Origin of the sequence: Delftia sp. S65 (assembly GCF_016516495.1) — a bacterium.
In the GTDB taxonomy this organism is placed as follows: Bacteria; Pseudomonadota; Gammaproteobacteria; order Burkholderiales; family Burkholderiaceae_C; genus Comamonas; species Comamonas acidovorans.
Genome location: NZ_JACVUR010000034.1, coordinates 1 through 20,467, shown reverse-complemented (window position 1 = coordinate 20,467; position 20,467 = coordinate 1). Strand labels below are relative to the sequence as shown.

Annotated in this window: 24 protein-coding genes; 4 read left to right on the top strand and 20 right to left on the bottom strand. The window is 66.7% G+C overall.

Annotated features, from left to right (window positions below; genetic code table 11):
• Positions 1-80: 80 nt before the first annotated feature.
• The 20 genes from IAE24_RS22445 to IAE24_RS22350 all read right to left on the bottom strand — a co-directional run bounded on the left by IAE24_RS22445 (position 81) and on the right by IAE24_RS22350 (position 13,782).
• Positions 81-197, bottom strand: coding sequence for a GpE family phage tail protein (locus IAE24_RS22445; RefSeq protein WP_012204506.1), 117 nt, complete (start codon positions 195-197; stop codon positions 81-83).
• Positions 198-205: 8 nt separating this feature from the next.
• A complete protein-coding gene (locus IAE24_RS22440; protein WP_012204507.1) occupies positions 206-565 on the bottom strand; it encodes a phage tail assembly protein in 360 nt (119 codons plus the stop codon).
• A gap of 103 nt (positions 566-668) precedes the next feature.
• Positions 669-1,178 (bottom strand): phage major tail tube protein, encoded by a 510-nt coding sequence (locus IAE24_RS22435; protein ID WP_012204508.1) that lies wholly within the window; start codon positions 1,176-1,178, stop codon positions 669-671.
• A gap of 63 nt (positions 1,179-1,241) precedes the next feature.
• Positions 1,242-2,435 carry a phage tail sheath subtilisin-like domain-containing protein gene (locus IAE24_RS22430; protein WP_016450710.1) on the bottom strand — a complete coding sequence of 398 codons (1,194 nt, stop codon included), beginning with the start codon at positions 2,433-2,435 and terminating at the stop codon, positions 1,242-1,244.
• A gap of 57 nt (positions 2,436-2,492) precedes the next feature.
• Positions 2,493-2,906 (bottom strand): hypothetical protein, encoded by a 414-nt coding sequence (locus IAE24_RS22425; RefSeq protein ID WP_233626309.1) that lies wholly within the window; start codon positions 2,904-2,906, stop codon positions 2,493-2,495.
• A 218-nt stretch (positions 2,907-3,124) separates the two neighbouring features.
• A complete protein-coding gene (locus IAE24_RS22420) occupies positions 3,125-3,586 on the bottom strand; it encodes a hypothetical protein (RefSeq protein WP_199961598.1) in 462 nt (153 codons plus the stop codon).
• Complete coding sequence (locus IAE24_RS22415) at positions 3,586-4,038, bottom strand: hypothetical protein (RefSeq protein ID WP_199961599.1); 453 nt, start codon at positions 4,036-4,038, stop codon at positions 3,586-3,588. Before IAE24_RS22415 ends, IAE24_RS22420 begins: the two co-directional genes overlap by 1 nt.
• Positions 4,035-4,544, bottom strand: coding sequence for a hypothetical protein (locus IAE24_RS22410; RefSeq protein WP_199961600.1), 510 nt, complete (start codon positions 4,542-4,544; stop codon positions 4,035-4,037). Before IAE24_RS22410 ends, IAE24_RS22415 begins: the two co-directional genes overlap by 4 nt.
• Positions 4,545-4,546: 2 nt before the next feature.
• Positions 4,547-7,699 (bottom strand): DUF4815 domain-containing protein, encoded by a 3,153-nt coding sequence (locus IAE24_RS22405; RefSeq protein WP_199961601.1) that lies wholly within the window; start codon positions 7,697-7,699, stop codon positions 4,547-4,549.
• An 11-nt stretch (positions 7,700-7,710) separates the two neighbouring features.
• The gene (locus IAE24_RS22400) at positions 7,711-8,202 is read right to left on the bottom strand and encodes a hypothetical protein (RefSeq protein WP_199961602.1); all 492 of its coding nucleotides are present in this window, start codon (positions 8,200-8,202) and stop codon (positions 7,711-7,713) included.
• A gap of 3 nt (positions 8,203-8,205) precedes the next feature.
• A complete protein-coding gene (locus IAE24_RS22395) occupies positions 8,206-9,168 on the bottom strand; it encodes a phage tail protein (RefSeq protein ID WP_199961603.1) in 963 nt (320 codons plus the stop codon).
• The gene (locus tag IAE24_RS22390; protein WP_199961604.1) at positions 9,165-10,022 is read right to left on the bottom strand and encodes a baseplate assembly protein; all 858 of its coding nucleotides are present in this window, start codon (positions 10,020-10,022) and stop codon (positions 9,165-9,167) included. The genes IAE24_RS22395 and IAE24_RS22390 overlap by 4 nt, the downstream gene beginning before the upstream one ends.
• On the bottom strand, positions 10,019-10,369 hold the full coding sequence (locus tag IAE24_RS22385; RefSeq protein WP_199961605.1) for a GPW/gp25 family protein: 351 nt from the start codon (positions 10,367-10,369) through the stop codon (positions 10,019-10,021). Before IAE24_RS22385 ends, IAE24_RS22390 begins: the two co-directional genes overlap by 4 nt.
• Positions 10,366-10,962 carry a phage baseplate assembly protein V gene (locus IAE24_RS22380; protein ID WP_233626311.1) on the bottom strand — a complete coding sequence of 199 codons (597 nt, stop codon included), beginning with the start codon at positions 10,960-10,962 and terminating at the stop codon, positions 10,366-10,368. The genes IAE24_RS22385 and IAE24_RS22380 overlap by 4 nt, the downstream gene beginning before the upstream one ends.
• A 107-nt stretch (positions 10,963-11,069) precedes the next feature.
• Positions 11,070-11,579: a phage tail protein gene (locus tag IAE24_RS22375; protein WP_199961607.1), complete on the bottom strand. Its 510-nt coding sequence runs from the start codon at positions 11,577-11,579 to the stop codon at positions 11,070-11,072.
• Positions 11,563-12,129, bottom strand: coding sequence for a DUF2514 family protein (locus IAE24_RS22370; protein WP_199961608.1), 567 nt, complete (start codon positions 12,127-12,129; stop codon positions 11,563-11,565). Before IAE24_RS22370 ends, IAE24_RS22375 begins: the two co-directional genes overlap by 17 nt.
• Entirely contained in the window at positions 12,129-12,710 is a 582-nt protein-coding gene (locus tag IAE24_RS22365; protein ID WP_199961609.1) for a glycoside hydrolase family protein, read from the bottom strand. The genes IAE24_RS22370 and IAE24_RS22365 overlap by 1 nt, the downstream gene beginning before the upstream one ends.
• Positions 12,707-12,973: a hypothetical protein gene (locus IAE24_RS22360; RefSeq protein ID WP_016445084.1), complete on the bottom strand. Its 267-nt coding sequence runs from the start codon at positions 12,971-12,973 to the stop codon at positions 12,707-12,709. Before IAE24_RS22360 ends, IAE24_RS22365 begins: the two co-directional genes overlap by 4 nt.
• A 1-nt stretch (position 12,974) precedes the next feature.
• Complete coding sequence (locus IAE24_RS22355; protein ID WP_043824232.1) at positions 12,975-13,178, bottom strand: tail protein X; 204 nt, start codon at positions 13,176-13,178, stop codon at positions 12,975-12,977.
• A 385-nt stretch (positions 13,179-13,563) separates the two neighbouring features.
• Positions 13,564-13,782 carry a hypothetical protein gene (locus IAE24_RS22350; protein WP_012204526.1) on the bottom strand — a complete coding sequence of 73 codons (219 nt, stop codon included), beginning with the start codon at positions 13,780-13,782 and terminating at the stop codon, positions 13,564-13,566.
• 571 nt (positions 13,783-14,353) lie between these two features.
• Between IAE24_RS22350 and tig the strand changes: the two genes are divergently transcribed.
• The 4 genes from tig (at position 14,354) to lon (ending at position 20,313) form a co-directional block, all read left to right on the top strand.
• On the top strand, positions 14,354-15,664 hold the full coding sequence (gene tig, locus IAE24_RS22345; RefSeq protein WP_012204528.1) for a trigger factor: 1,311 nt from the start codon (positions 14,354-14,356) through the stop codon (positions 15,662-15,664).
• A gap of 135 nt (positions 15,665-15,799) precedes the next feature.
• Positions 15,800-16,408, top strand: a complete 609-nt coding sequence (gene clpP / locus IAE24_RS22340) for an ATP-dependent Clp endopeptidase proteolytic subunit ClpP (protein WP_012204529.1) — start codon at positions 15,800-15,802, stop codon at positions 16,406-16,408.
• Positions 16,409-16,515: 107 nt separating this feature from the next.
• Entirely contained in the window at positions 16,516-17,778 is a 1,263-nt protein-coding gene (clpX, locus tag IAE24_RS22335; RefSeq protein WP_012204530.1) for an ATP-dependent Clp protease ATP-binding subunit ClpX, read from the top strand.
• A gap of 120 nt (positions 17,779-17,898) precedes the next feature.
• A complete protein-coding gene (gene lon / locus IAE24_RS22330) occupies positions 17,899-20,313 on the top strand; it encodes an endopeptidase La (RefSeq protein WP_012204531.1) in 2,415 nt (804 codons plus the stop codon).
• Positions 20,314-20,467: the final 154 nt, after the last annotated feature.

Here is a 20,467-nt window from a genome sequence, read left to right as displayed (position 1 = left end):
GGGTGGAGGTCATGGGCAAGGGGCGTGCAAGAGAGGGGCGAGAGGCGGGCGATGGAGTGGAGGTGGTGCTCAGTCCTGGCTCAGTCCTGGCTTTCGTAGCGCTCGCGCGCCCGTTCATGCCATTGGCCGAGTTCGGCCAGCGACATGTCCTCCATGTCCGCCGGCCGCCAGTGGAAGACCATGGCCAGGTCGGCCATGGCGTCCTCTACGCGCTCGGGAATTGCTCCCTCTGCGCCTTCGGCACCAAAAAAGAGGCCACCTCCGTACCCAGGGTCACCAGGTCGGCGGGATCCAGCTGCAGCACCTCGGCCTTGTGCAGCATGGGCTCGGTCACGCGCGGCAGCAGGGTCTGCAGCGCGGTCACGTTCATGTGCAGCAGCTCGACCAGCGACAGGCCGCGCAGCGCGCCGGCATTGGGGCGGCGCACCAGCACCCGGGCCAGGTCGCCGCCGGGGCGCTTGAGCGGCACGTCGAGCGTGATCTCGCGCGCATCGCCCGATGCGAGGGCGGCCGCATTGGCGGCAGCCTGGTTCTGGAGGTCTTCCTGGGGCTTGGTGGTGTCCATGGTGTGTCAGCGTTCGGGTGAAGAAAAGAAGAGGACCGGGCCAACTGGCCCAGTGAGGCCCAGTGAGGCCCGGTGGGGCCCGGTCAGGTCAGGTGAGCCAGGCTCAGATGCCCAGCGCGGCGCGGACCTGGGCCAGGCGGTCGATGCCGTTGACGACCTCGACGAAGTTGACCGGATCGATCTCGATCAGCACCTGGCCGTTGATGGACAGGCGGTAGTAGCTGACGGCCAGCTTGTACTTGATCTCGGTCTTGTCGCCGGCCTTGGCCTTGCCGGGGTCGAACTCCGAGAAGCGGCCACGCATGACCACTTCCAGCGAGTCCACGCCTTCGCTGTCATCGCCCTGCAGGGCGCCGGCGAAGCGCAGCAGCACGCCGTCGTGGCGCAGCGTGCCCCAGGTGGAGATCAATTCCTTCATGTAGCCGGCAGCGGTCAGGTCGGCCTCGATGGCCTCCATGCCGAAGTCCAGGCTGACCTCGCCGTTCATGCCGCCGGCGCGGTACTTCTCCATCTTGCGGGTGAGCTTGGGCAAGCCCACTTCGGGCATGTCGCCGATATACGAGTTGCCATCCACGAAGGTGGCGAAATTCTTGAGAGAGCGGGGCAGTCCCATGGTGCTTTTCTCCTGTGTTTCCGGTGTGTTCGGTGTATTGGGTGTGTCGGGTGCGGCCGCCGCTTACTGGCCGGTGCCCACGCGCAGGGCGAAGTCGGCGAAGTAGCGATCGGTGATGCGCTGGCGAAAGCCCAGGTCCTCCAGCGGAGGCACGGGCGTGTAGTCGTAGTCCAGCACCAGCTTGCCGGCCTTGAGCGTGGCGGTCTCGTTGACCGTTTCGTCGTACCAGGCCTTGCCGTCCAGGATGTAGCCCAGGGCCTTCAACTCGCGGAACTTGGTGTTGATGCCTTCCAGGATGTCCTTGACCAGGCTGGGGTGCATGGGCTTGTCCACGGCCCAGAAATGCGCCTCGGCCATGGTGTCGGCCAGCACCTGCGCGGTGCGCACGCTGGACTCGAAGCGGAACAGCTCGCTGTCCGTGCAGGTGCGGGAGCCCCAGAAGCGGTGGCCCTGGCTCTGGATCAGCGTGGTGATGCCGGCCTGGTTGAGGATGCCGGCCTCGGTATCGGGGCTTTGCAGGTCCCAGTGCACATCGCGCGAGATGCCCAGCACGCCGGACAGCGGCACGTTGGACAGCGTCTTGTGCCAGCCCTGCTCCTGGTCGATGCGTGCGCGCAGGCCCAGGGCGTAGGCCACGGGCGAGGCGTCCTGCACGGCGGCGGTGGAAAGGTCCAGCGCCTTGAAGCCGGGCCACAGCAGCATCAGCTCGCGCTGGCCGAAGTGCTCGCGGTAGGCCTGGGCCTCGGCCACATCGTTGCCGATGGCCGCCGCATACGCAAAGCCGCGCAGCTTGATGGCCACGGATGCCAGCGCGTCGGTCACGGCCTGGCTGTCCAGGCCCGGCGCGCCCAGAATGCGCGGCTTGACGCCGAGCTGTGCCTGGGCCGCCAGCAGCGCCTGCAGGCCCGTGTACTGGTTGCCGGCGGTGGTGCCGATGACCTTGGCGTCCTGGTCGGTGCGGCGCTCGGCCTCGGTGGCGCCTTCGCCATCAGCCACGCGAACCACGACCAGCACCGGGCGGCACTGCTCCTTGATGGCGTTCAGCGCCTGGGCCAGCGTGCCCTTGGTGCCGGCCTTGCCGATGGCCGCATCGACCTTGGTGACCAGCACCGGACGGTTCAGCGGGAAAGTGGCCGCATCGGCGTCGCTGGCCGTGGCCACAAGGCCGATGACGGCCGTGGACACGATGCGGATGGAATTGATGCCTTCGCTCACTTCCGTGACGCGAATGCCATGATGGAACGGGGCTGTCGCCATGGTGTTCTCCGGGTTGGGGGGTGGTTGGGCCGTGGGGCTGTCGTCAAAAAGGGGTGGTCACGGCTGTTCGTGGGCTTGTACGGGGCCGTCCAGGATTTCCTGGGCACGCCCCGCGGCGATGAGTCCGAAGGCCTCGAACTGGCGCAGGCTGTCGGCCAGTTCGGGGTCGTCGAGATCGAGTTGCCGCGCCTGCTCGATGTCCTTGAGCAGCGAGCGCAGCGTGGCCGCGTTGAGCCGGTCGGCCTCGCCCGCCTCGGCGCGGTCCACCACGGCCCACTCCAGCGCCGTGCGCTCGACCACGGTGAAGCGGCGGCGAAGGGCGTGGGGGGGCACCCTGCGCGACGCGGCCGCTGGCAGGCGTGTCCCCGCCAGCGAAAGCCGCAGCGGCGTGCCGGTCCTGCGCGTGCGATGGCCAGAGCCGGGCACTGCCGGGATGCGGTCTTGCAGGTTGGCGATGATGTTGCTGTTCATACTGGCAGGATGGCCCTGGGCAAATTGGCCGGGTGGCCAGGTGTCGCGACGCTGGCGCATGCCCCCGGTGCCTCGATGTTCGTCGGCGAGCACCTGCGGCACCAGCGATCCCGGCTGTGGGCCGGGTTGGCACGTCTGCCCGTTTCCGACGAGGCGCAGGAAAGGTCCTGAAAGAAAAAGCCCGCCAGGTGGCGGGCTTGGCGGGTGGCTCGGCCAGGTCAGGCCGGCAGCTCGTCGGGGCGCGGCGGCGTGTCCGTGATCTGCAGCGCGCGGCCGTCAGCGATCAGGCCCACATCCTCCAGCAACTGCACGCCGGCCGCCACATCGGGGTCGTCCAGGTCGATGAAACTGGCCAGTTCCTGGTCTTTCAGGTTGCTGCGCAGCTGGGCGGCCTGCATGCGCTCCTGCTGTCCCGCATCGGCGCGGTCCACGGCGGCCCATTCGATGGCGGCACGCTCGGCAGCGCTGAAGCGGCGGCGAAAGGCCAGGGGCGTGATGCGGCGCTGCACCGGTTCGGGCTCGCGTGGCACTGCTTCCCAATGGGTGCCGGTCCAGCGCATGCCCAGAATGTCGGGGTTGTACTTGGGCAGCTCCACGATGTTGTCGCCGCCTATGGCAGCGTGCGATTCGGTCACGGCGATGGCCACGCCATACGCGTTGATCTGTGCGTAGAAAGGCATTACTTGTACTCCACCAATTCCCAGGACACTTTGCCGTTGTAGATGCCGGTGGTGCCATAGGTCATTGTGATTTCCGCTTGAATCTGTGAGTTGTTCAGCATCTGAAGCATGACCGGGTTGCTTGCCGAAATTCCGTTTTGAGCCAGGTATCCGATCCAGCCCAGGTTGCGCAATACGCACTTGTTCAAGTTGACCCATCCAACGTTGACGGTATTTGTGACGGATAGGTTGCTGATGACGATCACCCCCCGTTGCACGCTTTTGATAGGGCTGCTGGCCGTACCGGCTGCGATTTCATTGCGCGCCGCCGCCAGCTCGCTGCGCGTGGCGTTCAGAACGTTGCCTATCCATGTGATTTCGCTGCGTGCACCCGACAGGTCGGCCGTGAGGGCGGCCACTTCGGCCCGTGCTCGCACCAGGTCGGCGCTGATGATCGGATCTAGGCTGCTCATGCCTGTACCTCCGTTGCGGTGATGCCGCTGACTTTGCCGCCCGCATAGGCATAGGTTTCAGTGCGGGTGCGGCCCTTGTAAATGGTGGTGACGCGGGCCACGGTGCCGTCGCCGTTGTAGGCCATGGTGGTGGTGGCGGGCTGGCCGTCGCGTGTCTCCACGATGCTGGAGACGCGGCCGGCGCCGTCATAGGTGATGGTGGCCTGCGTGGGACCGTTGGCCGGCCCCAGCGCCAGGTGCTCGGGCTTGAGGGTGACGGCCACGCCGGTCTGGCCGTTGATGCTGGCCACCTTGCCCGTGGTCAGGCCGTTGATGCTTTGCTGCAGGGCCTGCAGGCTGGTCTGCACCTGGCTGGCAAGGGCGCGGGCTTCCACGGCTTGGTCGATGCGCTGCAGCTCGCCGTCCAGCTGCTGGAAGGCAGCGACGAGGCGCAGCACGTCCTGCTCCAGCTGGTTGTCTGGCGCCGGCAGGGGCAGGCCGTAGCCTGGGGTCTGTTGCTCTGCCATGGTCAGGACTCCAGCACCACGGCCCGCAGGTCGGTGACGGTGGGGCGCGCGTTGAGGTCGCCCGTGATGGCCAGGCGCACACGCACGCGGGCGCTTTGGATGCCGTCCTTCTGGTAGGTGTTCTCCAGCGCGCCGGCCGTGGGGTGGCTGGTGGATTTGTAGGGCACATCGGCCCAGGTGTTGCTGCCCTCGGTCTGGTACTGCACCAGCACGCCGCTACCACCTGGCAGGGTGGCGTTGAGCACCACGCGCAGCGAGCTGGCCCGCGTGGCGTCTGCGTTGACCCAGGCGCCCACATAGTCGCCATTGGCCTGCAGGCTGCCGGCCAGCAGGGTGACGCCGGGCTCCAGCGCGGCGGCCAGTTCGCGCGTGCAGTGCAGCAGAGCGCGGACCTTGACGCGGCCCGTGTAGCGCTCGTTCAGCTGCTTGACCTGGCCGGGGGCCACGCTGTGGATGACGGTTTTGCCGGCGACGGTGGTTTCCAGCTCGAAGGTGCAGCCGGCGCCCACGGCGGGCTCATGCGCAAAGGCGGAGACCATGAGATCAGAGGCGGCCACCACATCTGCATGGCCCAGGTCCAGCGCGCTGGTGGCGCCCGTGTACTCGGCCACCAGCAGCTCGAAGGCCAGGTCCTGGGTTTGGTGCGCGGTCCAGGTGGATGCGTTGGAGCTGGACAGCAGCACGCCCACGGTATAGGGCTGGGTGGTGATCCACTGCTGCCCGGTGATGTCCCACTGCCCCAGCTCGGCCACGGCCAGGGCGCTGGTGGCGTCGTTGGCCAGGACTACGGCGCAGTATTCGCGGCCGGCGTCCAGCAGCGTGGGCTGCCAGGTGGCGATGGTGGGCGTGCCATCGGTTTTGACCTGCTCGGTCTTGAGGTGGCATTCGGCCAGGATGCGCTGGGTGGGATAACCGTTGTCCACTTCGCGCAGCTGCACCTGCAGCGGGCCGCCCACGGCCGTGGCCCAGAACTTGAAGCCCAGGGCCTGGCGGGTCTGGGCGAGCGTGAAGGTCTGCGCCAGGGGGTCGTATTTCTCGATCCATATGCGCGTGACCTGCTGCAGCTGCTTTTCGATGAGGGTGCCTTCCCCCGTGAATTGCGTGGTGCCGTAGCTGCCGCCCGTGCCCTTGAATTCCACATCCTTGGTGCCGGCCGGCAGGTTGGCGGGCACGGTGAACTTGCCGCGCAGCAGGCCAGCGGCGTCGGCCACCAGGGTGCCACCGGCCAGTGGCGTGGCGGCCACGTCCAGGCCCGCGAATTTCACGCTCTGCAGCGTCTCGCCGGGGCCGAAGTGGCAGACGAACTCCACGGGGATGGTGCGCAGGAATTCCAGGGCGTGGCTGGTTTCGCCAGTCACGACTTCCACGATTTCGCGGCCCTTCTCGCGCTGCAGGGCACCACCGCCTATGGTGGTATAGAACTTTTCCTCGGTGGGCGAGATGTAAGCGGCCGTGGTTTCGGTCCAGCGGTCCACGGAGGGCATCAGCTCCACCAGGCTGGGAGCGATGCCGAAGGCGTCATAGGGATTGACCTTCATGGCACCGCTGCGTAGCGGCTGGCTGATGGCGGCCACGGTGGCCGCCTGCACGGTAGTGCGCTGGGTGATGTCCACGCCCAGCGGATAGGCGGTGATGCTGATGGGCAGCTGCAGCGCGCCGTTCGCAATGGCGCCGGTCTGGGCCGTGCCCATGTCGCGCATGCTGTTGTTCAGCATGGGGTCGGCAAAGCGGCCCTTTTGCACGCCGGACCAGCGGCCGGACACGTCCACGGCCAGGCTCATGGTGGCCAGTGCCACCTCGAAGCCGTTCATGCGCTCGATGGCGCGATTCTGGGACTCCATGGACACCATCTGCACGCGCTCGTCGATGACGCGGCGCTCATCGGTCCAGGGCTGGTAGACGGTGGCGATGCTCAGGCATCCGGCCGGCGTGCGGGGCTTCAAGGGATTGAAGGCCGAAGACACGCCAGTGACCCACTGCGGCACGCCGTCCGCATTCAGAATGAGGCGGTCATAGCGGCGCAGCGCGAAGTTGTACGAGGCCAGTACCTGGGTGCCGGGCAGGGCGCCCTGCACCTGAAAACTGCGCTCGGTCTGGTTCTTGACCTCGGCCACGATGTTGCACTTGTAGCGCACCTGGTAGGTGGTGCCCGGCGCGGGCTCGGGGCCGGCCGGGCTCCAGTCGATCTGCCCGGCCACCAGCTGCCAGCTGGTGCCCTGGGCGTAGACGGTGGCGCCCTGCTTGACTTCCTCCACCTCGATCACGGAGTTGTCGGGCAGCGGGTCGGCCGCACCGATGAAACCGCCGTGCACCACGTTGACATTGCGGCGCACGGTGATGCGCGCCTGCACGGCGCCCACGGCGGGCCAGCGGTCCAGGGTGATGGTCTGCAGCGCTTCGGTGAGGCTGGCGTGGGGCTCGCTGTCGATCCACTGCACATCGGGCTGGGCCGCGTAGACGATGCGCCGGTCGGCGCCCAGGCGCAGGGCCAGGCCGTTGATGCGCGCAGCGCCCGCCTTGAGGGTGTAGACCTGCTCGCCGCCGGCCAGGTCATCGCCCAGGACCAGCTGCAGGCCGCTGGAGACGTAGTTGCTGCCCGTGGATTCCACGTCATACCGGGCCAGGGCCTGGGTGACGGCATCAATGTTGGGCGGCGGCTCCTTTGGCCGCACGTTGCCGTCCTCGATCATCCAGACGGGCACGAATTCGCCGCGCGTGCCGTCATCCTTCACGCCCCAAACCAAGGTGATGCGCTCGCGGTCGGCGCCGGGTTCGTCCCAGCCGCGCGTGCCCACGGCGGGGTTTTTCAGGCTGGGGTCTTCCAGATGAGTGATGACATCGCGCTGCAGGTAGGCGCCGATATAGACGGTGCCCTCGGTGGCGATGGCCAACTGCGCGGCCTCGATTTCGTGCACGGCGGCGTCGATGTACAGGCGCCCGGCCTCGATCTTGGCCAGCTTGGCGGCAATGTCGGTTACGCACATGGCGCCGCTGATGATGTCGCCGCTCTTGAACAGCACGCGCATCAGGCCGCGCAGGCGGTGCTCCTGCATGGCCTGCAGGTCGTTGGCTTCGGCGGACTGCACCACGCGGTCGTGGTGCACCAGCATTTTGCTGTAGCGCTTGGTGGGGTCGAATCGGGTGTAGACGGTCATGGCGGGCCTGGTCAGAAGGGCAGGATGATTTCTTCCACGTCGCGCTTGTTCGCGGGGCGCACCACGGCATTGCGCCGCTCCAGCGTGTAGAGCTTGCCGGGCTGGATGATCTGGCCGGGCTCCACGTAGTACTGGCCCGCAGGCACGGCGGGGTCCACCACGGTGCCCATGACCACGGCCATCTCGCGGATGGGTTGGCCCACGGCCTCGCCATAGGCAAAGGTGGTGCGGATCAGCAGCAGGCGCGTGGGCGCGGCGCTGACGCTGTAGCGGTCGCCCCCCGGGGCCTCGATGGTGCCGGCAGGGTCGCGCACCACGAACAGCTTTTCCGTGACCAGGCGGCGGCCGATTTCATCGACCAGTGCGGTCTGGCCGCTGCCGGCAGGCGGCGTGCCCTGGCCGTCCCACTCGGGCCGGCCCCGGCCGTAGGCAATGTGGATGGTCATGGCCGCTACGGCCTGGGCCAGCACGATGCGGCCCTCTTCTTGCAGTTCTGCTGCCATTGGTCAGTCCAGTCTTGTGGTGATGGTCGGGCACACGATGGCCCAGGTTGCGGAGTCCCAGGCGCCGCGCCAGGTGCGCGTGTTGTCCAGGGGAATGGGGGCCTGCGCGAAGGCACGGCCGCCGCCGAATGCAATAGGCTCTGGCGCTGGCCAGGCGCTGACGGACAGGTGGCCATCAGCTGCCATGACGGTGGGCAGGAGGCGCTGGTACTGCGGCACCTCGGTGGTGGTGATGCCCGCGCTGCCCATGGACACGTCGCGCATGACTTCGCTGTCATAGGCCCAGGCGTCGTAGGTGAGCGCGTCGGCCGAGGTCACGGCGGTGTGGCGCAGGCCCAGGGCCATGAGCAGCACGGCGGACAGCAGCGGCGCCGGGCTGACGGTGGTGTGGCGCTCGGCCTGGCTGACTTTCACGGGGTCCTCGCCGTCCAGCTCCACCCAGCCGCCGCTGTCGTTGTCCCACAGGGCGCCGTCATAGCGCGAGCCGTCATAGCGCAGCGCGCGCACATCGTCGCCGTGATAGACGCGGTAGAAACTCACATGCAGCGGGATGCTGGCATGCACCACGCGGGCGATGTGCAGGAGGTCGGCATCGGACACCAGGCGGCCCGGGTCCAGGTGCAGCAGGTAGCCGTCTTCCTCGATGCGCAGGACCAGGGTGTCATAGCCCAGCCAGCCCAGCGCGCGCTGCATGGACGCGGCCGTGCCGCGCTCGCGCAGCCAGGGCAGGCCGTTGGCGATGAGTGCGGGTACGTCTTCGAAGTAGCGGTCGAACTGGGCAATGCCCCATTCGGCCGCCAGCCAGGGCAGAAAGGCCGCAGGCTCGCCATGGGCCGGCGCGGGAAAGGCGCCGGCCAGGCCATCCCAATTCGGGACGACCTGGTCCACGGCCTTCTCCAGCGCCGTGGCGTTGGGCGGCAGCACGTGGCGGCGGGGCGCCGTCGGGACGATGGCGGCGGTGCTCATGCCTGCAGGCCCTCGTCCACCAGCTGCACGCGGCCCAGCACCGGGTATTCGTCTGCGGCCAGCGGCGTGAGCTCGGCCGGGGCCTGGGCGTCGGGGTAGGTGACGCGGGCAATGCCGTCCACATGCAGGCGCGTGGTGATCCACGAGCGCGGCACATCGCGGCCCAGCAGCGCGTAGGCCGCGATCTGGGCGGCCAGGCCGGCCTGCAGGCGCGCCACGATGTCCACGGGCGCACCGGGCTCGCGCAGCAGGTGCGCCGTGATGTCGATGGGGTGCGGGCGCGCCAGCGATACCGACACGGGTACGCCCAGCGGCCGTGCGCCTGGCGCATTGAGGGCCGACAGCACGATGGCCAGCGTCTCTTCGGCCTGTGCGGGCTCGACCAGCCACAGCTGCACGCTCACGCGGCCGGGCTGGGGTTGCGTGGCGATGGCGCTGTGCACATTGGCGCTGGCCGTCATGGCCAGGTGCTCGTAGTGCTCTGCCGTTCCGCTGCCGGCCAGCGCGCGCACGCGCAGCAGGATGCGCTGGCGGTAGCGTTCGTCGCTTTCCCCGGGCATTCGGGCCACGTCATAGAAGGCGCCCTTGTGGTCCAGGTCCGAGCCCTGGGCGAACGCAATCAGGTGCGCACGCGCGGCATCATTGACGCGCGCCCGATACAGCAGCTCGCGGTAGGCGTGCGCCTCCAGCAGCTTGTTGAGCGGCTCGCTCTCCAGCGCCAGGACTTCGGCGGCCTCCGGGTGGCGCGCCAGCAGATCGGCGCGGTGGGCGTCGAGGATGCGCTCGAAATCCAGCGTCTCGACGACGCCGGGCGGCGGCAGGGCGTCCAGTGCAGGGGTCATGTCTTGCTTCATGGGAGAGTGCGGGCGATGGGCATCTGCAGGCTCAGCGGGGCCGGGCGGCGCGTGTTGTTGAAGGTGCCGATCAGCGTCAGGTCGGCGCGCCCGGGTGCGGTCGGATCGCGCTCGATCACGATGCGCGTCAGGCGGATGCGCGGCTCCCAGCGCATCAGCGCGCTGGCCACGGCGGCGCGCAGGCGCGCCTGGGTGGCGTTGTTGTCGGGCTGGTCCAGCAGCGCCGGGACCAGCGATCCATAGTCGCGGCGCATCACGCGTGAGCCGATGGGCGTGGACAGGATGTCGGCCACGCTCTGGCGCAGATGCTCCATGCCCTCGATGCGGCGGCCTGTGTGGCGGTTCATAGCGGCCCCTGCGTGATGGCGTCGCCCGCCCTGACGCCACCATGGCGATGGCGCAGCAGGCTGATGGGGCCGGTGGTCACATCGGGCGCGCCGGCCAGGCCTTGCGCATTGACGGTGGCCGAACCGCCACCGGCCTGCAGGCTGATGCCTTGCTCGTCGATGCTGATCACCGAGTTGCCCACGCGCAGCGTGATGCCATGGGCCACGTTGATGTTGAGACGGCCCGTGGTGCTGTCGTGCTCCATGAAATCGGTGGGGCTCCACTGCGTGTGGCACACCCCTTCGCGGTCGCTGGGCTGGGCTGCGGCACTGCTGTAGATGCCGGTCAGCGCCACGGCGCCCAGCAGGTCGCCGCCGGGCGACAGCAGCACGCACTGCTCGCCCACCGCAGGCGGCCACCAGACGCTGGCGTTCTCGCCCGCGGCGCGCATGGCCAGCCACGGAATCCAGTTGGTGGTCAGGTTGCCAGTCTTGACGCGGCAGCGCGCAGGGCGCGCATGGCGGACTGCGGCGATGGTGCCCGTGCGGATCAGCCCCTCCAGGCGGCGGATGATCTCGTACGGGCTCTCGGTTTGTGCGACGGGCGAATCCATGGCGTTCATGGTGCCGGCCGGGCCCTTGCGTGTCGCCGTGTGCCGGGCGTGACGCACGTTGCCACATGCAGCCCGGCATGCGGCCCGGCATGGAGCAGGGCCACGCCTCAGCGCGGGTCGTAGTTCCACTCGGCCACCTTCTCGCCGAACAGGAACAGCTCCCACAACTGGCGCTGCGCAATGTCGAGCTGGCCTGGCGGCTCGGGCTTGTAGAGCAGGTCGAAGGCACCGGGGCTGCCCTCGCGCGGGCGCGCCAGCACGGCCTCCACCAGGTCGATCTCGATCGCGAGCTGCTGCGGCTGCGAGGCGGCTGAAGGGTCCGTGGAAGGAGGCGCAATGTCGAAGCGGATCGCCTGCTCGCGCCTTTCGGCATGGTCGAACAGGTCGGGCTGGTGGCGCCGCGCCCAGACCAGCAGCGGCACGGTCACGGCATCGATGCTGCCGGTGAAGTCCGCAATCACCAGGCTCAGCGTGTAGCGGTATTCCCAGGAAAGGGACGGCGTGCCCGTGTTGACCACACGGCCCCTCTGGATGGTGAAACGGATGTTCCCCGGCGACTGTTGCAGCTGGGGCAGGGCAGCGACGAGCGCGTCGCGCAGGCTAGCGGGCTTGAGCATGGCGTGGGTCCTGGGTCATGGTGCTGGTCAGGGCGCTGGTCAGGGCGAGCCCGGCGTCGTAGGCGCGCTCGCAGGCGCTGCCTCGGTGGCGGGCGTCGTCAGCAATGCGCGCCAGCGCTCCCGCTCGCTCGTCAGCGCGGCGCTGCAGCTCGGCGAGCAGATCGAGGGCTGCGGTGTCTGGCGCGCACTGTCCGGCAGCGGCGCGAGCCTGGGCGGCGGCACGGTGGGCGGTGATGTAGTCGGCGAGGTCGCCGCGCAGCCGGCCAGCAGCAGCGCGGGCAGCATCGGCATCCGCCGCAGCGCGCGCCAGGGCCAGGTCCGTGTCGCGTGCAAGAAAGTCGAGGCGTTCACGGTAGGCTCCTTCCCGTTGTCGATAGCGTTCGGATGCGTGCAGCGCGGCGGTGGCAGCGGCCTGGCGGTCGTTCGCCAGATCGGTGCGTGCCTGCGCCGCATCGCGCTCGGCACCCAGCCGCGCCAGCGACTGCCAGACCAGCAGTGCCGCCAGCAGCAGGGCCAGCAGCTGCCAGGCATGGGTTTGCAGGCGCTCCATCAAGGCTGGGCCTCCATGCAGGCCGCGTGGCGTGCCTGCTGGCGTGTCCACACGCCACGGCACACCTTGTTGCCTGGTGCCGAGCAGTCAAAGCGCCAGCGCGTGGGCCGGCCTGCGCCATCCCATCGATAGGCGCTGAAGCCCTGCAAAGGCTGAGTGCTGGTCATGAATCGCCAAGCCAGGTAGAACTGGCAGGCGCCAGCGTAGTCGCCAGCCCGTGTCCTGGCCAGCATTGAGGAGCCGCGCCAGGCCCCGCAGCCGTACTGGCCTGCGAAGTCCACCGCCTGGGCGAACTCGGCCGGGTGCACCCGCGTGTCGCCCAGCGAATCACGCACGCAGGCGCCGTACTGCTGCTCCAGCAGGTTGATGGCCAGTTCGCGCGCCCGTTCGCGGGTGATGGGCGGGTCGGCCAGGGTCACGCGCGTGCCGTCCTCGTAGCGCGTGGCGCCGTGGCCGATGGTGGGCACATCGCCCTGCACGGGAATGATGGGCGCCGCACTGAAGCCTTCTGCGGCAATCCAGGCAGCAACGATGGCCGCGCCAACGCCCAGGCCTGCCGCTGGCATGCGGGCCGTGCTCATGGCGCCGCTCCGGTGTCTGTGGCGGTCGAAGACGCCTTCCTGCGCGCGGCGTCCTCGGCCTGGCGCGCGCGCCGATCCTCGCGCTCATTGCGCCAGCGCCACAGCAGATACACGGCCTGCAGCAGCACGTAGACGATGGTCAGCGCGGTGGCGGTATGGGTCATGGTCCAGCCATTGGCCACGTTAGCGGCCACGACGGTGACGGGAGGCGCGGCCTTGGCGCCTTCCAGGGCGGCGGTCTTGACGATGGTTTCTCGGTCCATGTCAATCCCAGAAACTGATCAGGGGCAGGCTGGGCGCCTGGGCGGGTTCGGTCAGCTCGACGGCCAGGCCGGCGGGCAGATGGGGACCGTGGGCCGACAGGCCCGGGTTGCGCTCCAGCGTGGCTTCCACCACGCCGCGCGTGGCGCCCAGCTGGCGCATGCACAGCTCGTCCAGCGTTTCGTATTCACGAGCAATGGCCAGCATCAGGCGCGCTCCCTGTGTGCAGGGTCGGCGGGAGCGGCGGCACGGGCCGGTGGCGGTATCGCCTGATCCGGCGCGGGAAAGGGAATGGCAAGACTCACTGAAGCTCCTCGTGGGCCGGCCCGCGCGGACCTGTTCCTGGTGCACCCGCCATGCGTGTGGCTGCGGATGCCGGGAACGCCTCAGGCCACCGGATCGCGGTGGCATCGGGCAGGCGGTATGCCGGGTCCGGCGCGCGGGCCGGGTATGAATGCCATGTTTGCCGACGGGAGCAGGCCCGGCAATCGCTGCAGCCTGTGCGCGCTGCGGGCACGCCAGCGGCCGTGCCGAACGCAGAAATGACAAGACCCCGCAGGGCGGGGTCTTGTCATGGTGCGGGTGAGAGGGTCTAGCAGCGCTTGCTGCCAACTACCTGGCTGCGATGCAGATGGTCGGACAGGTCACCCGCCGCCGCGCTGAGCTTGCGTGACACGGGCAGCAGCAATGCGGTAATGGCCGAGGCGTGCACGGCCGTGCCCCGGGCTGCAGCCAGCAGCTCGCAGATGGCGGCCACTTGCTCGCTGGCGCTTTCCACATCGTCCCTGACCGTCTCAATCTGGTGCTGCATCGCGTCTTCTTTCTACTGTATGCACATACAGTATAGGTCGAATGACCAGATGTTTCAATTTGATGTGACCCTTTTTCATCTGCTGATTGGCGATGACTGGCAGGGCCTTTGGTCGGGCTGCGCGCATGTTGGGTTGGCGTGTGCCGGGCGGCCTCGAAAGCCTTTTGCTGGCCCGCACGGATCCCGCGCAGTGAATGCAAGTGATTGTTTTTGAATGAATGACGACCCGCCCCCCGCGCACCACGCACCAACGCCGCTCAACTGCGGCGAACACTGCTCAAGCCCGCTTCCTGTAGAGGAGGCGCATTGGCCAGGCGGATTGCGGGATTCCCCTGCAAGAGCGCGCGTCTCGAAGGCAAAACCGCCTCGTTTATAATGTCCGGCTTCGCTTACATCACGGGTTGAGCGAACCATGTGCGGTCCCCAGCGGCCAGGTGCATGTGATGTAAGCCCTTGAAATCTGAGGTGCCGCGCGGCCGACTGGCTTGGCTCGCGTCGCACCGTGACTTTTGCGCAATACGGTGCGGGCTGTACAGCAGCCGGCACGGTCCAATCCCTCATAGGAACAAACATGGCCGTTACTGTTGAAACCCTTGAAAAGCTCGAGCGCAAGATCACGCTGAGCCTGCCCCTGAACTCCATCCAGAGCGAAGTCGAGAACCGCCTCAAGCAAGTGGCGCGCACCGTGAAGATGGACGGCTTCCGTCCCGGCAAGGTGCCGATGAGCGTGGTGGCCCAGCGTTATGGCTACTCGGTGCAGTACGAAGTGCTCAACGACAAGGTTGGCGAGGCTTTTGCACAGGCCGTCAACGAAGCCAAGCTGCGCGTGGCTGGCCAGCCCCGCATCTCCGAAAAGGAAGGCGCTCCCGAGGGCGAGGCCCAGTTTGAAGCCATCTTCGAAGTGATGCCTGAGGTCAAGATTGGCGACCTGACCTCGGCCGAAGTCGAGAAGCTGACCGCCGAAGTGGACGACGCCGCCATCGACAAGACCGTGGACATCCTGCGCAAGCAGCGCCGCACCTTCGCGCAGCGCGCCCAGGCCGATGTGGCCGTGGACGGCGACCGCGTGACCGTGGACTTCGAAGGCAAGATCGACGGGGAGACCTTCTCCGGCGGCAAGGCTGAAGACTTCCAGTTCCTGGTCGGCGAAGGCCAGATGCTCAAGGAATTCGAAGACGCAGTGCGCGGCATGAAGGCTGGCGAGTCCAAGACCTTCCCGCTGGCATTCCCCGCCGACTACCACGGCAAGGACGTGGCCGGCAAGACCGCCGATTTCCTGGTGACGGTCAAGAAGATCGAAGCCGCCAACCTGCCCGAGGTGGACGAGGCCTTTGCCAAGGCACTGGGCGTGGCTGAAGGCACGGTCGAAGGCCTGCGCGCCGACATCAAGAAGAACCTGGAGCGTGAAGTCAAGTTCCGCGTCCAGGGCCGCAACAAGCAGGCCGTGATGGACGCCCTGGTGTCCAAGGCCGAGCTGGAACTGCCCAAGGCTTCGGTGCAGGCTGAAGTCGCACGTCTGCTGGAAGGCGCCCGCGCCGAGCTGCAGCAGCGCGGCATCAAGGACGCCGAGAAGGCCGAGATCCCTGAGGACGTGTTCCTGCCCCAAGCCGAGCGCCGCGTGCGCCTGGGCCTGGTGGTGGCCGAGCTGGTGCGCGCCAACGAGCTGCACGCCACGCCCGACCAGATCAAGGCCCACGTGGAAGAGCTGGCCGCCAGCTACGAAAAGCCCGAAGACGTGGCACGCTGGTACTTCGGCGACCGCCAACGCCTGGCTGAAGTCGAAGCCGTTGTCATCGAAAACAACGTGACCGAGTTCGTGCTGGGCAAGGCCAAGGTCTCCGACAAGGCCGTGTCCTTCGACGAACTGATGGGCCAGGCCTGAGGGTTTGAGCACCGCCTGCCTGCCGCTTCGTGAGATCGGCGGGCGGGTTGGCATCTGCGGGGCTTGTGCTTTGGCGCACAAGCCCCATTTTCTTTCCGGATACGGCTAAAGTAGCCCCCTAGTACTGGAGAAAACATGAGCGCATTGGAAACTCAGGGTTTGGGCATGATCCCAATGGTCATCGAACAGTCCGGCCGCGGAGAGCGGTCGTACGACATCTACTCGCGCCTGCTCAAGGACCGGGTGATCTTCCTGGTGGGCCCTGTCAATGACCAGACGGCCAACCTCGTCGTGGCCCAGCTGCTGTTCCTTGAAAGCGAAAACCCCGACAAGGACATTTCGTTCTACATCAACAGCCCCGGCGGCTCCGTGAGCGCCGGCCTGGCCATCTTCGACACGATGAACTTCATCAAGCCCGATGTGTCCACGCTGTGCACCGGCATCGCAGCCAGCATGGGCGCCTTCCTGCTGGCCGCTGGCACCAAGGGCAAGCGCTTTGCGCTGCCCAACTCCCAGGTCATGATCCACCAGCCGCTGGGCGGCATGCAGGGCCAGGCCACCGAGATCGAAATCCACGCCCGCGAGATCCTCAAGACCCGCGAGCGCCTGAACAAGATCCTGGCCGAGCGCACGGGCCAGCCGCTGGAAAAGATCCAGCACGACACCGAGCGCGACTACTTCCTGTCCGCCGAGGAAGCCAAGGACTACGGCCTGGTCGATCAGGTGATCAACAAGCGCTCCTGAAGTCCGGAGGCTGCATGAGAATGGGCGGCGTTTTCCCCCTACGGAAAACGCCGCTTTCCATTTGGTTATCATCCTTTTCCATATTTCTGTAACAAGGCACCGACCCCATGGCCGAGAAAAAAGGCTCCTCCAGCGAAAAAAACCTTTATTGCACCTTCTGCGGCAAGAGCCAGCATGAGGTCAAGAAGCTGATCGCGGGTCCGTCAGTCTTTATCTGCGACGAGTGCATCGATCTCTGCAACGAGATCATCCGCGACGAGCAGCCCAGCACCGAGGCCAAGGACGGCCGAGGCGACCTGCCCACGCCCGCCGAAATCAAGGCCAACCTCGACAACTACGTGATCGGCCAGGACCTGCCCAAGCGCACGCTGGCCGTTGCCGTCTACAACCACTACAAGCGCCTGCGTCACAAGGACAAGGCTGGCAAGGACGAGATTGAGCTGGCCAAGAGCAACATCCTGCTCATCGGTCCCACGGGCTCCGGCAAGACGCTGCTGGCGCAGACGCTGGCGCGCATGCTCAACGTGCCCTTCGTCATGGCCGATGCCACCACGCTGACCGAAGCCGGCTACGTGGGCGAGGACGTCGAGAACATCATCCAGAAGCTGCTGCAAAGCTGCGAGTACGACGTTGAGCGTGCACAGCGCGGCATCGTCTACATCGACGAGATCGACAAGATCTCGCGCAAGTCCGACAACCCCAGCATCACGCGCGACGTGTCTGGCGAGGGCGTGCAGCAGGCCCTGCTCAAGCTCATCGAAGGCACCATGGCCAGCGTTCCCCCGCAAGGCGGCCGCAAGCATCCGAACCAGGACTTCCTGCAGATCGACACGACCAACATCCTGTTCATCTGCGGCGGCGCGTTCGCGGGCCTGGAGAAGGTCATCGAAAACCGCACCGAGGCGTCCGGCATCGGCTTTGGCGCCACGGTCAAGAGCAAGAAGCAGCGCTCCATCTCGGAAGTGTTCCAGGAGATCGAGCCTGAAGACCTGATCAAGTTCGGCATCATCCCCGAGCTGGTCGGCCGCATGCCCGTGGTCACGGCCCTGGCCGAACTGGGCGAAGACGCCCTGGTGCAGATCCTGACCGAGCCCAAGAACGCCCTGGTCAAGCAGTACAGCAAGCTGCTGGCCATGGAGGGCGTGGAGCTGGAGATCCGGCCTGCCGCGCTCAAGGCCATTGCCCGCAAGGCGCTGGCGCGCAAGACGGGTGCCCGTGGCCTGCGCTCCATCCTGGAGCAATCGCTGATCGGCACCATGTACGAGCTGCCCAATGCCGACAATGTCGAAAAGGTAGTGGTGGACGAGTCCACCATCGAAGACGGAAAGGCGCCGCTGCTGGTTTACCGCGAAGCGGCCAAGAAGGCCTGATGCGCCGCCGCCTGCAAAGGTCCGGCAGCGCAAGTCCCTGCGGCCCGAAATCCTTTCGGGCCGCAGGGTTGAAATACACCGGTGTGCGGACCATCTTCCGCTGACAAACCGAGGATTCCCATGTCAGGACATACCCCTTTGCCTTCCACCCCCCTAGACCTGGCGCTGCTGCCGCTGCGTGACGTGGTCGTGTTCCCCCACATGGTGATCCCGCTGTTCGTGGGACGCGCCAAGAGCATCAAGGCGCTGGAGCTGGCCATGGAGGGCGACCGCCGCATCATGCTGGTGGCCCAGAAGACCGCCTCCAAGGACGAGCCCACGGCCGCTGACATGTTCGATGTCGGCTGCGTGTCCACCATCCTGCAGATGCTCAAGCTGCCCGACGGCACGGTCAAGGTGCTGGTCGAAGGCCAGCAGCGCGCGCTGGTCAAGCAGGTCATGGACGAAGAGACCCACTTCGTGGGCTCCGTCGTGCCCGTGGCGCCCGAGGCCGAAACGCACAAGCCCAGCGAGATCGAGGCCCTGCGCCGCGCCGTGACGCAGCAGTTTGACCAGTACGTCAAGCTCAACAAGAAGATCCCGCCCGAGATCCTCACCTCCATCGCCAGCATCGACGATGCCGGCCGCCTGGCCGACACCATTGCCGCGCACCTGCCGCTCAAGCTTGAGAACAAGCAGGCCGTGCTCGACCTGGTGGACATCAAGGAACGCCTGGAGAACCTCTTCGAGCAACTGGACCGCGAAGTCGACATCCTCAACGTTGACAAGCGCATCCGCGGCCGCGTCAAGCGCCAGATGGAGAAGAACCAGCGCGACTTCTATCTGAACGAGCAGGTCAAGGCCATCCAGAAGGAACTGGGCGAGGGCGAAGACGGCGCCGACATCGAAGAGATCGAAAAGAAGATCAAGCTGGCCCGCATGCCCGCCGAGGCGCGCAAGAAGGCCGAGGCCGAGCTCAAGAAGCTCAAGCTCATGTCGCCCATGTCGGCCGAAGCCACCGTAGTGCGCAACTACATCGACGTGCTCACGGGCCTGCCCTGGAGCAAGAAGACCAAGATCAAGCACGACCTGGCCAATGCCGAGGACGTGCTCAATGCCGACCACTTCGGCCTCGAAAAGGTCAAGGACCGCATCCTTGAGTATCTTGCTGTGCAGCAGCGCGTGGACAAGGTCAAGGCGCCCATCCTGTGCCTGGTCGGACCTCCGGGCGTGGGCAAGACCTCGCTGGGCCAGTCCATCGCAAAGGCCACGGGCCGCAAGTACGTGCGCATGGCGCTGGGCGGCATGCGTGACGAGGCGGAAATCCGCGGCCACCGCCGCACCTACATCGGCGCTATGCCGGGCAAGGTGCTGCAAAGCCTGGACAAGGTCGGCACGCGCAACCCGCTGTTCCTGCTGGACGAAATCGACAAGCTCGGAATGGACTTCCGTGGCGACCCGTCGAGCGCCCTGCTGGAAGTGCTGGACCCCGAGCAGAACCACACCTTCGGCGATCACTACGTCGAGGTGGACTTCGACCTCAGCGACGTGATGTTCGTGGCGACCTCCAACTCCATGAACATCCCGCCCGCGCTGCTGGACCGCATGGAAGTGATCCGCCTGTCGGGTTACACCGAGGACGAAAAGGTCAACATCGCCATCCGCTACCTGCTGCCCAAGCAACTCACCAACAACGGTGTGAAGGACGGCGAAATGCAGGTCGACGAGTCCGCCATCCGCGACATCGTGCGCTACTACACGCGTGAAGCCGGCGTGCGCTCGCTGGAACGCGAACTCTCCAAGATCTGCCGCAAGGTGGTCAAGGGACTGCAGCTCAAGAAGCTGGAGCCCACCGTTGTCGTCAATGCCGACAACCTCACCGACTACCTGGGTGTGCGCAAGTACAGCTACGGCCGTGCCGAGCACAACAACCAGGTCGGCCAGGTCGTGGGCCTGGCATGGACCGAGGTCGGTGGCGATCTGCTGACCATCGAGGCCGCCATCATGCCCGGCAAGGGTGTGATCTCGCGCACCGGCTCGCTGGGCGACGTGATGAAGGAATCCGTGGAAGCCGCCCGCACCGTGGTGCGCAGCCGCTCGCGCATGCTCGGCATCAAGGACGAGGCCTTCGAGAAGAAGGACATCCACGTGCACGTGCCCGATGGCGCCACGCCCAAGGACGGCCCCAGCGCGGGTGCGGCCATGACGACGGCCTTCGTCTCTGCGTTGACCGGTATCCCGGTGCGTGCCGATGTCGCCATGACTGGCGAGATCACGCTGCGCGGTGAGGTCACCGCCATCGGCGGCCTCAAGGAAAAGCTGCTGGCGGCCCTGCGTGGCGGCATCAAGACGGTGCTGATCCCCGAAGAGAACGTCAAGGATCTCCAGGAGATCCCCGACAACGTCAAGAGCGGCCTGGAAATCATCCCCGTCAAGTGGATCGACCAGGTCCTCAAGGTGGCGCTGGAGCGCGTGCCCGAGCCCTTGTCTGAGGAGGAGGCCGCAGCGCCGCCGCCAGCGGAATCCAAGCCTGTGGAGCCAGCCGTCAAGCACTGAAGATGAAAAAATGTAGCGTTTTTCCTGAACCCTCCAAGAACTACGCTACAATTCATCCCATCGCAGCAAACGACGTTGTAGAATGTCAGGCTTCGGTAGAAATGCGGGAATAGCTCAGTTGGTAGAGCGCAACCTTGCCAAGGTTGAGGTCGAC

Excerpts from the sequence above, each read along its gene's own strand:
- IAE24_RS22445 (WP_012204506.1), bottom strand. The coding sequence starts at position 197 with ATGGCCGACCTGGCCATGGTCTTCCACTGGCGGCCGGCGGACATGGAG.
- IAE24_RS22440 (WP_012204507.1), bottom strand. The coding sequence starts at position 565 with ATGGACACCACCAAGCCCCAGGAAGACCTCCAGAACCAGGCTGCCGCC.
- IAE24_RS22435 (WP_012204508.1), bottom strand. The coding sequence starts at position 1,178 with ATGGGACTGCCCCGCTCTCTCAAGAATTTCGCCACCTTCGTGGATGGC.
- IAE24_RS22430 (WP_016450710.1), bottom strand. The coding sequence starts at position 2,435 with ATGGCGACAGCCCCGTTCCATCATGGCATTCGCGTCACGGAAGTGAGC.
- IAE24_RS22425 (WP_233626309.1), bottom strand. The coding sequence starts at position 2,906 with ATGAACAGCAACATCATCGCCAACCTGCAAGACCGCATCCCGGCAGTG.
- IAE24_RS22420 (WP_199961598.1), bottom strand. The coding sequence starts at position 3,586 with ATGCCTTTCTACGCACAGATCAACGCGTATGGCGTGGCCATCGCCGTG.
- IAE24_RS22415 (WP_199961599.1), bottom strand. The coding sequence starts at position 4,038 with ATGAGCAGCCTAGATCCGATCATCAGCGCCGACCTGGTGCGAGCACGG.
- IAE24_RS22410 (WP_199961600.1), bottom strand. The coding sequence starts at position 4,544 with ATGGCAGAGCAACAGACCCCAGGCTACGGCCTGCCCCTGCCGGCGCCA.
- IAE24_RS22405 (WP_199961601.1), bottom strand. The coding sequence starts at position 7,699 with ATGACCGTCTACACCCGATTCGACCCCACCAAGCGCTACAGCAAAATG.
- IAE24_RS22400 (WP_199961602.1), bottom strand. The coding sequence starts at position 8,202 with ATGGCAGCAGAACTGCAAGAAGAGGGCCGCATCGTGCTGGCCCAGGCC.
- IAE24_RS22395 (WP_199961603.1), bottom strand. The coding sequence starts at position 9,168 with ATGAGCACCGCCGCCATCGTCCCGACGGCGCCCCGCCGCCACGTGCTG.
- IAE24_RS22390 (WP_199961604.1), bottom strand. The coding sequence starts at position 10,022 with ATGAAGCAAGACATGACCCCTGCACTGGACGCCCTGCCGCCGCCCGGC.
- IAE24_RS22385 (WP_199961605.1), bottom strand. The coding sequence starts at position 10,369 with ATGAACCGCCACACAGGCCGCCGCATCGAGGGCATGGAGCATCTGCGC.
- IAE24_RS22380 (WP_233626311.1), bottom strand. The coding sequence starts at position 10,962 with ATGGATTCGCCCGTCGCACAAACCGAGAGCCCGTACGAGATCATCCGC.
- IAE24_RS22375 (WP_199961607.1), bottom strand. The coding sequence starts at position 11,579 with ATGCTCAAGCCCGCTAGCCTGCGCGACGCGCTCGTCGCTGCCCTGCCC.
- IAE24_RS22370 (WP_199961608.1), bottom strand. The coding sequence starts at position 12,129 with ATGGAGCGCCTGCAAACCCATGCCTGGCAGCTGCTGGCCCTGCTGCTG.
- IAE24_RS22365 (WP_199961609.1), bottom strand. The coding sequence starts at position 12,710 with ATGAGCACGGCCCGCATGCCAGCGGCAGGCCTGGGCGTTGGCGCGGCC.
- IAE24_RS22360 (WP_016445084.1), bottom strand. The coding sequence starts at position 12,973 with ATGGACCGAGAAACCATCGTCAAGACCGCCGCCCTGGAAGGCGCCAAG.
- IAE24_RS22355 (WP_043824232.1), bottom strand. The coding sequence starts at position 13,178 with ATGCTGGCCATTGCTCGTGAATACGAAACGCTGGACGAGCTGTGCATG.
- IAE24_RS22350 (WP_012204526.1), bottom strand. The coding sequence starts at position 13,782 with ATGCAGCACCAGATTGAGACGGTCAGGGACGATGTGGAAAGCGCCAGC.
- tig (WP_012204528.1), top strand. The coding sequence starts at position 14,354 with ATGGCCGTTACTGTTGAAACCCTTGAAAAGCTCGAGCGCAAGATCACG.
- clpP (WP_012204529.1), top strand. The coding sequence starts at position 15,800 with ATGAGCGCATTGGAAACTCAGGGTTTGGGCATGATCCCAATGGTCATC.
- clpX (WP_012204530.1), top strand. The coding sequence starts at position 16,516 with ATGGCCGAGAAAAAAGGCTCCTCCAGCGAAAAAAACCTTTATTGCACC.
- lon (WP_012204531.1), top strand. The coding sequence starts at position 17,899 with ATGTCAGGACATACCCCTTTGCCTTCCACCCCCCTAGACCTGGCGCTG.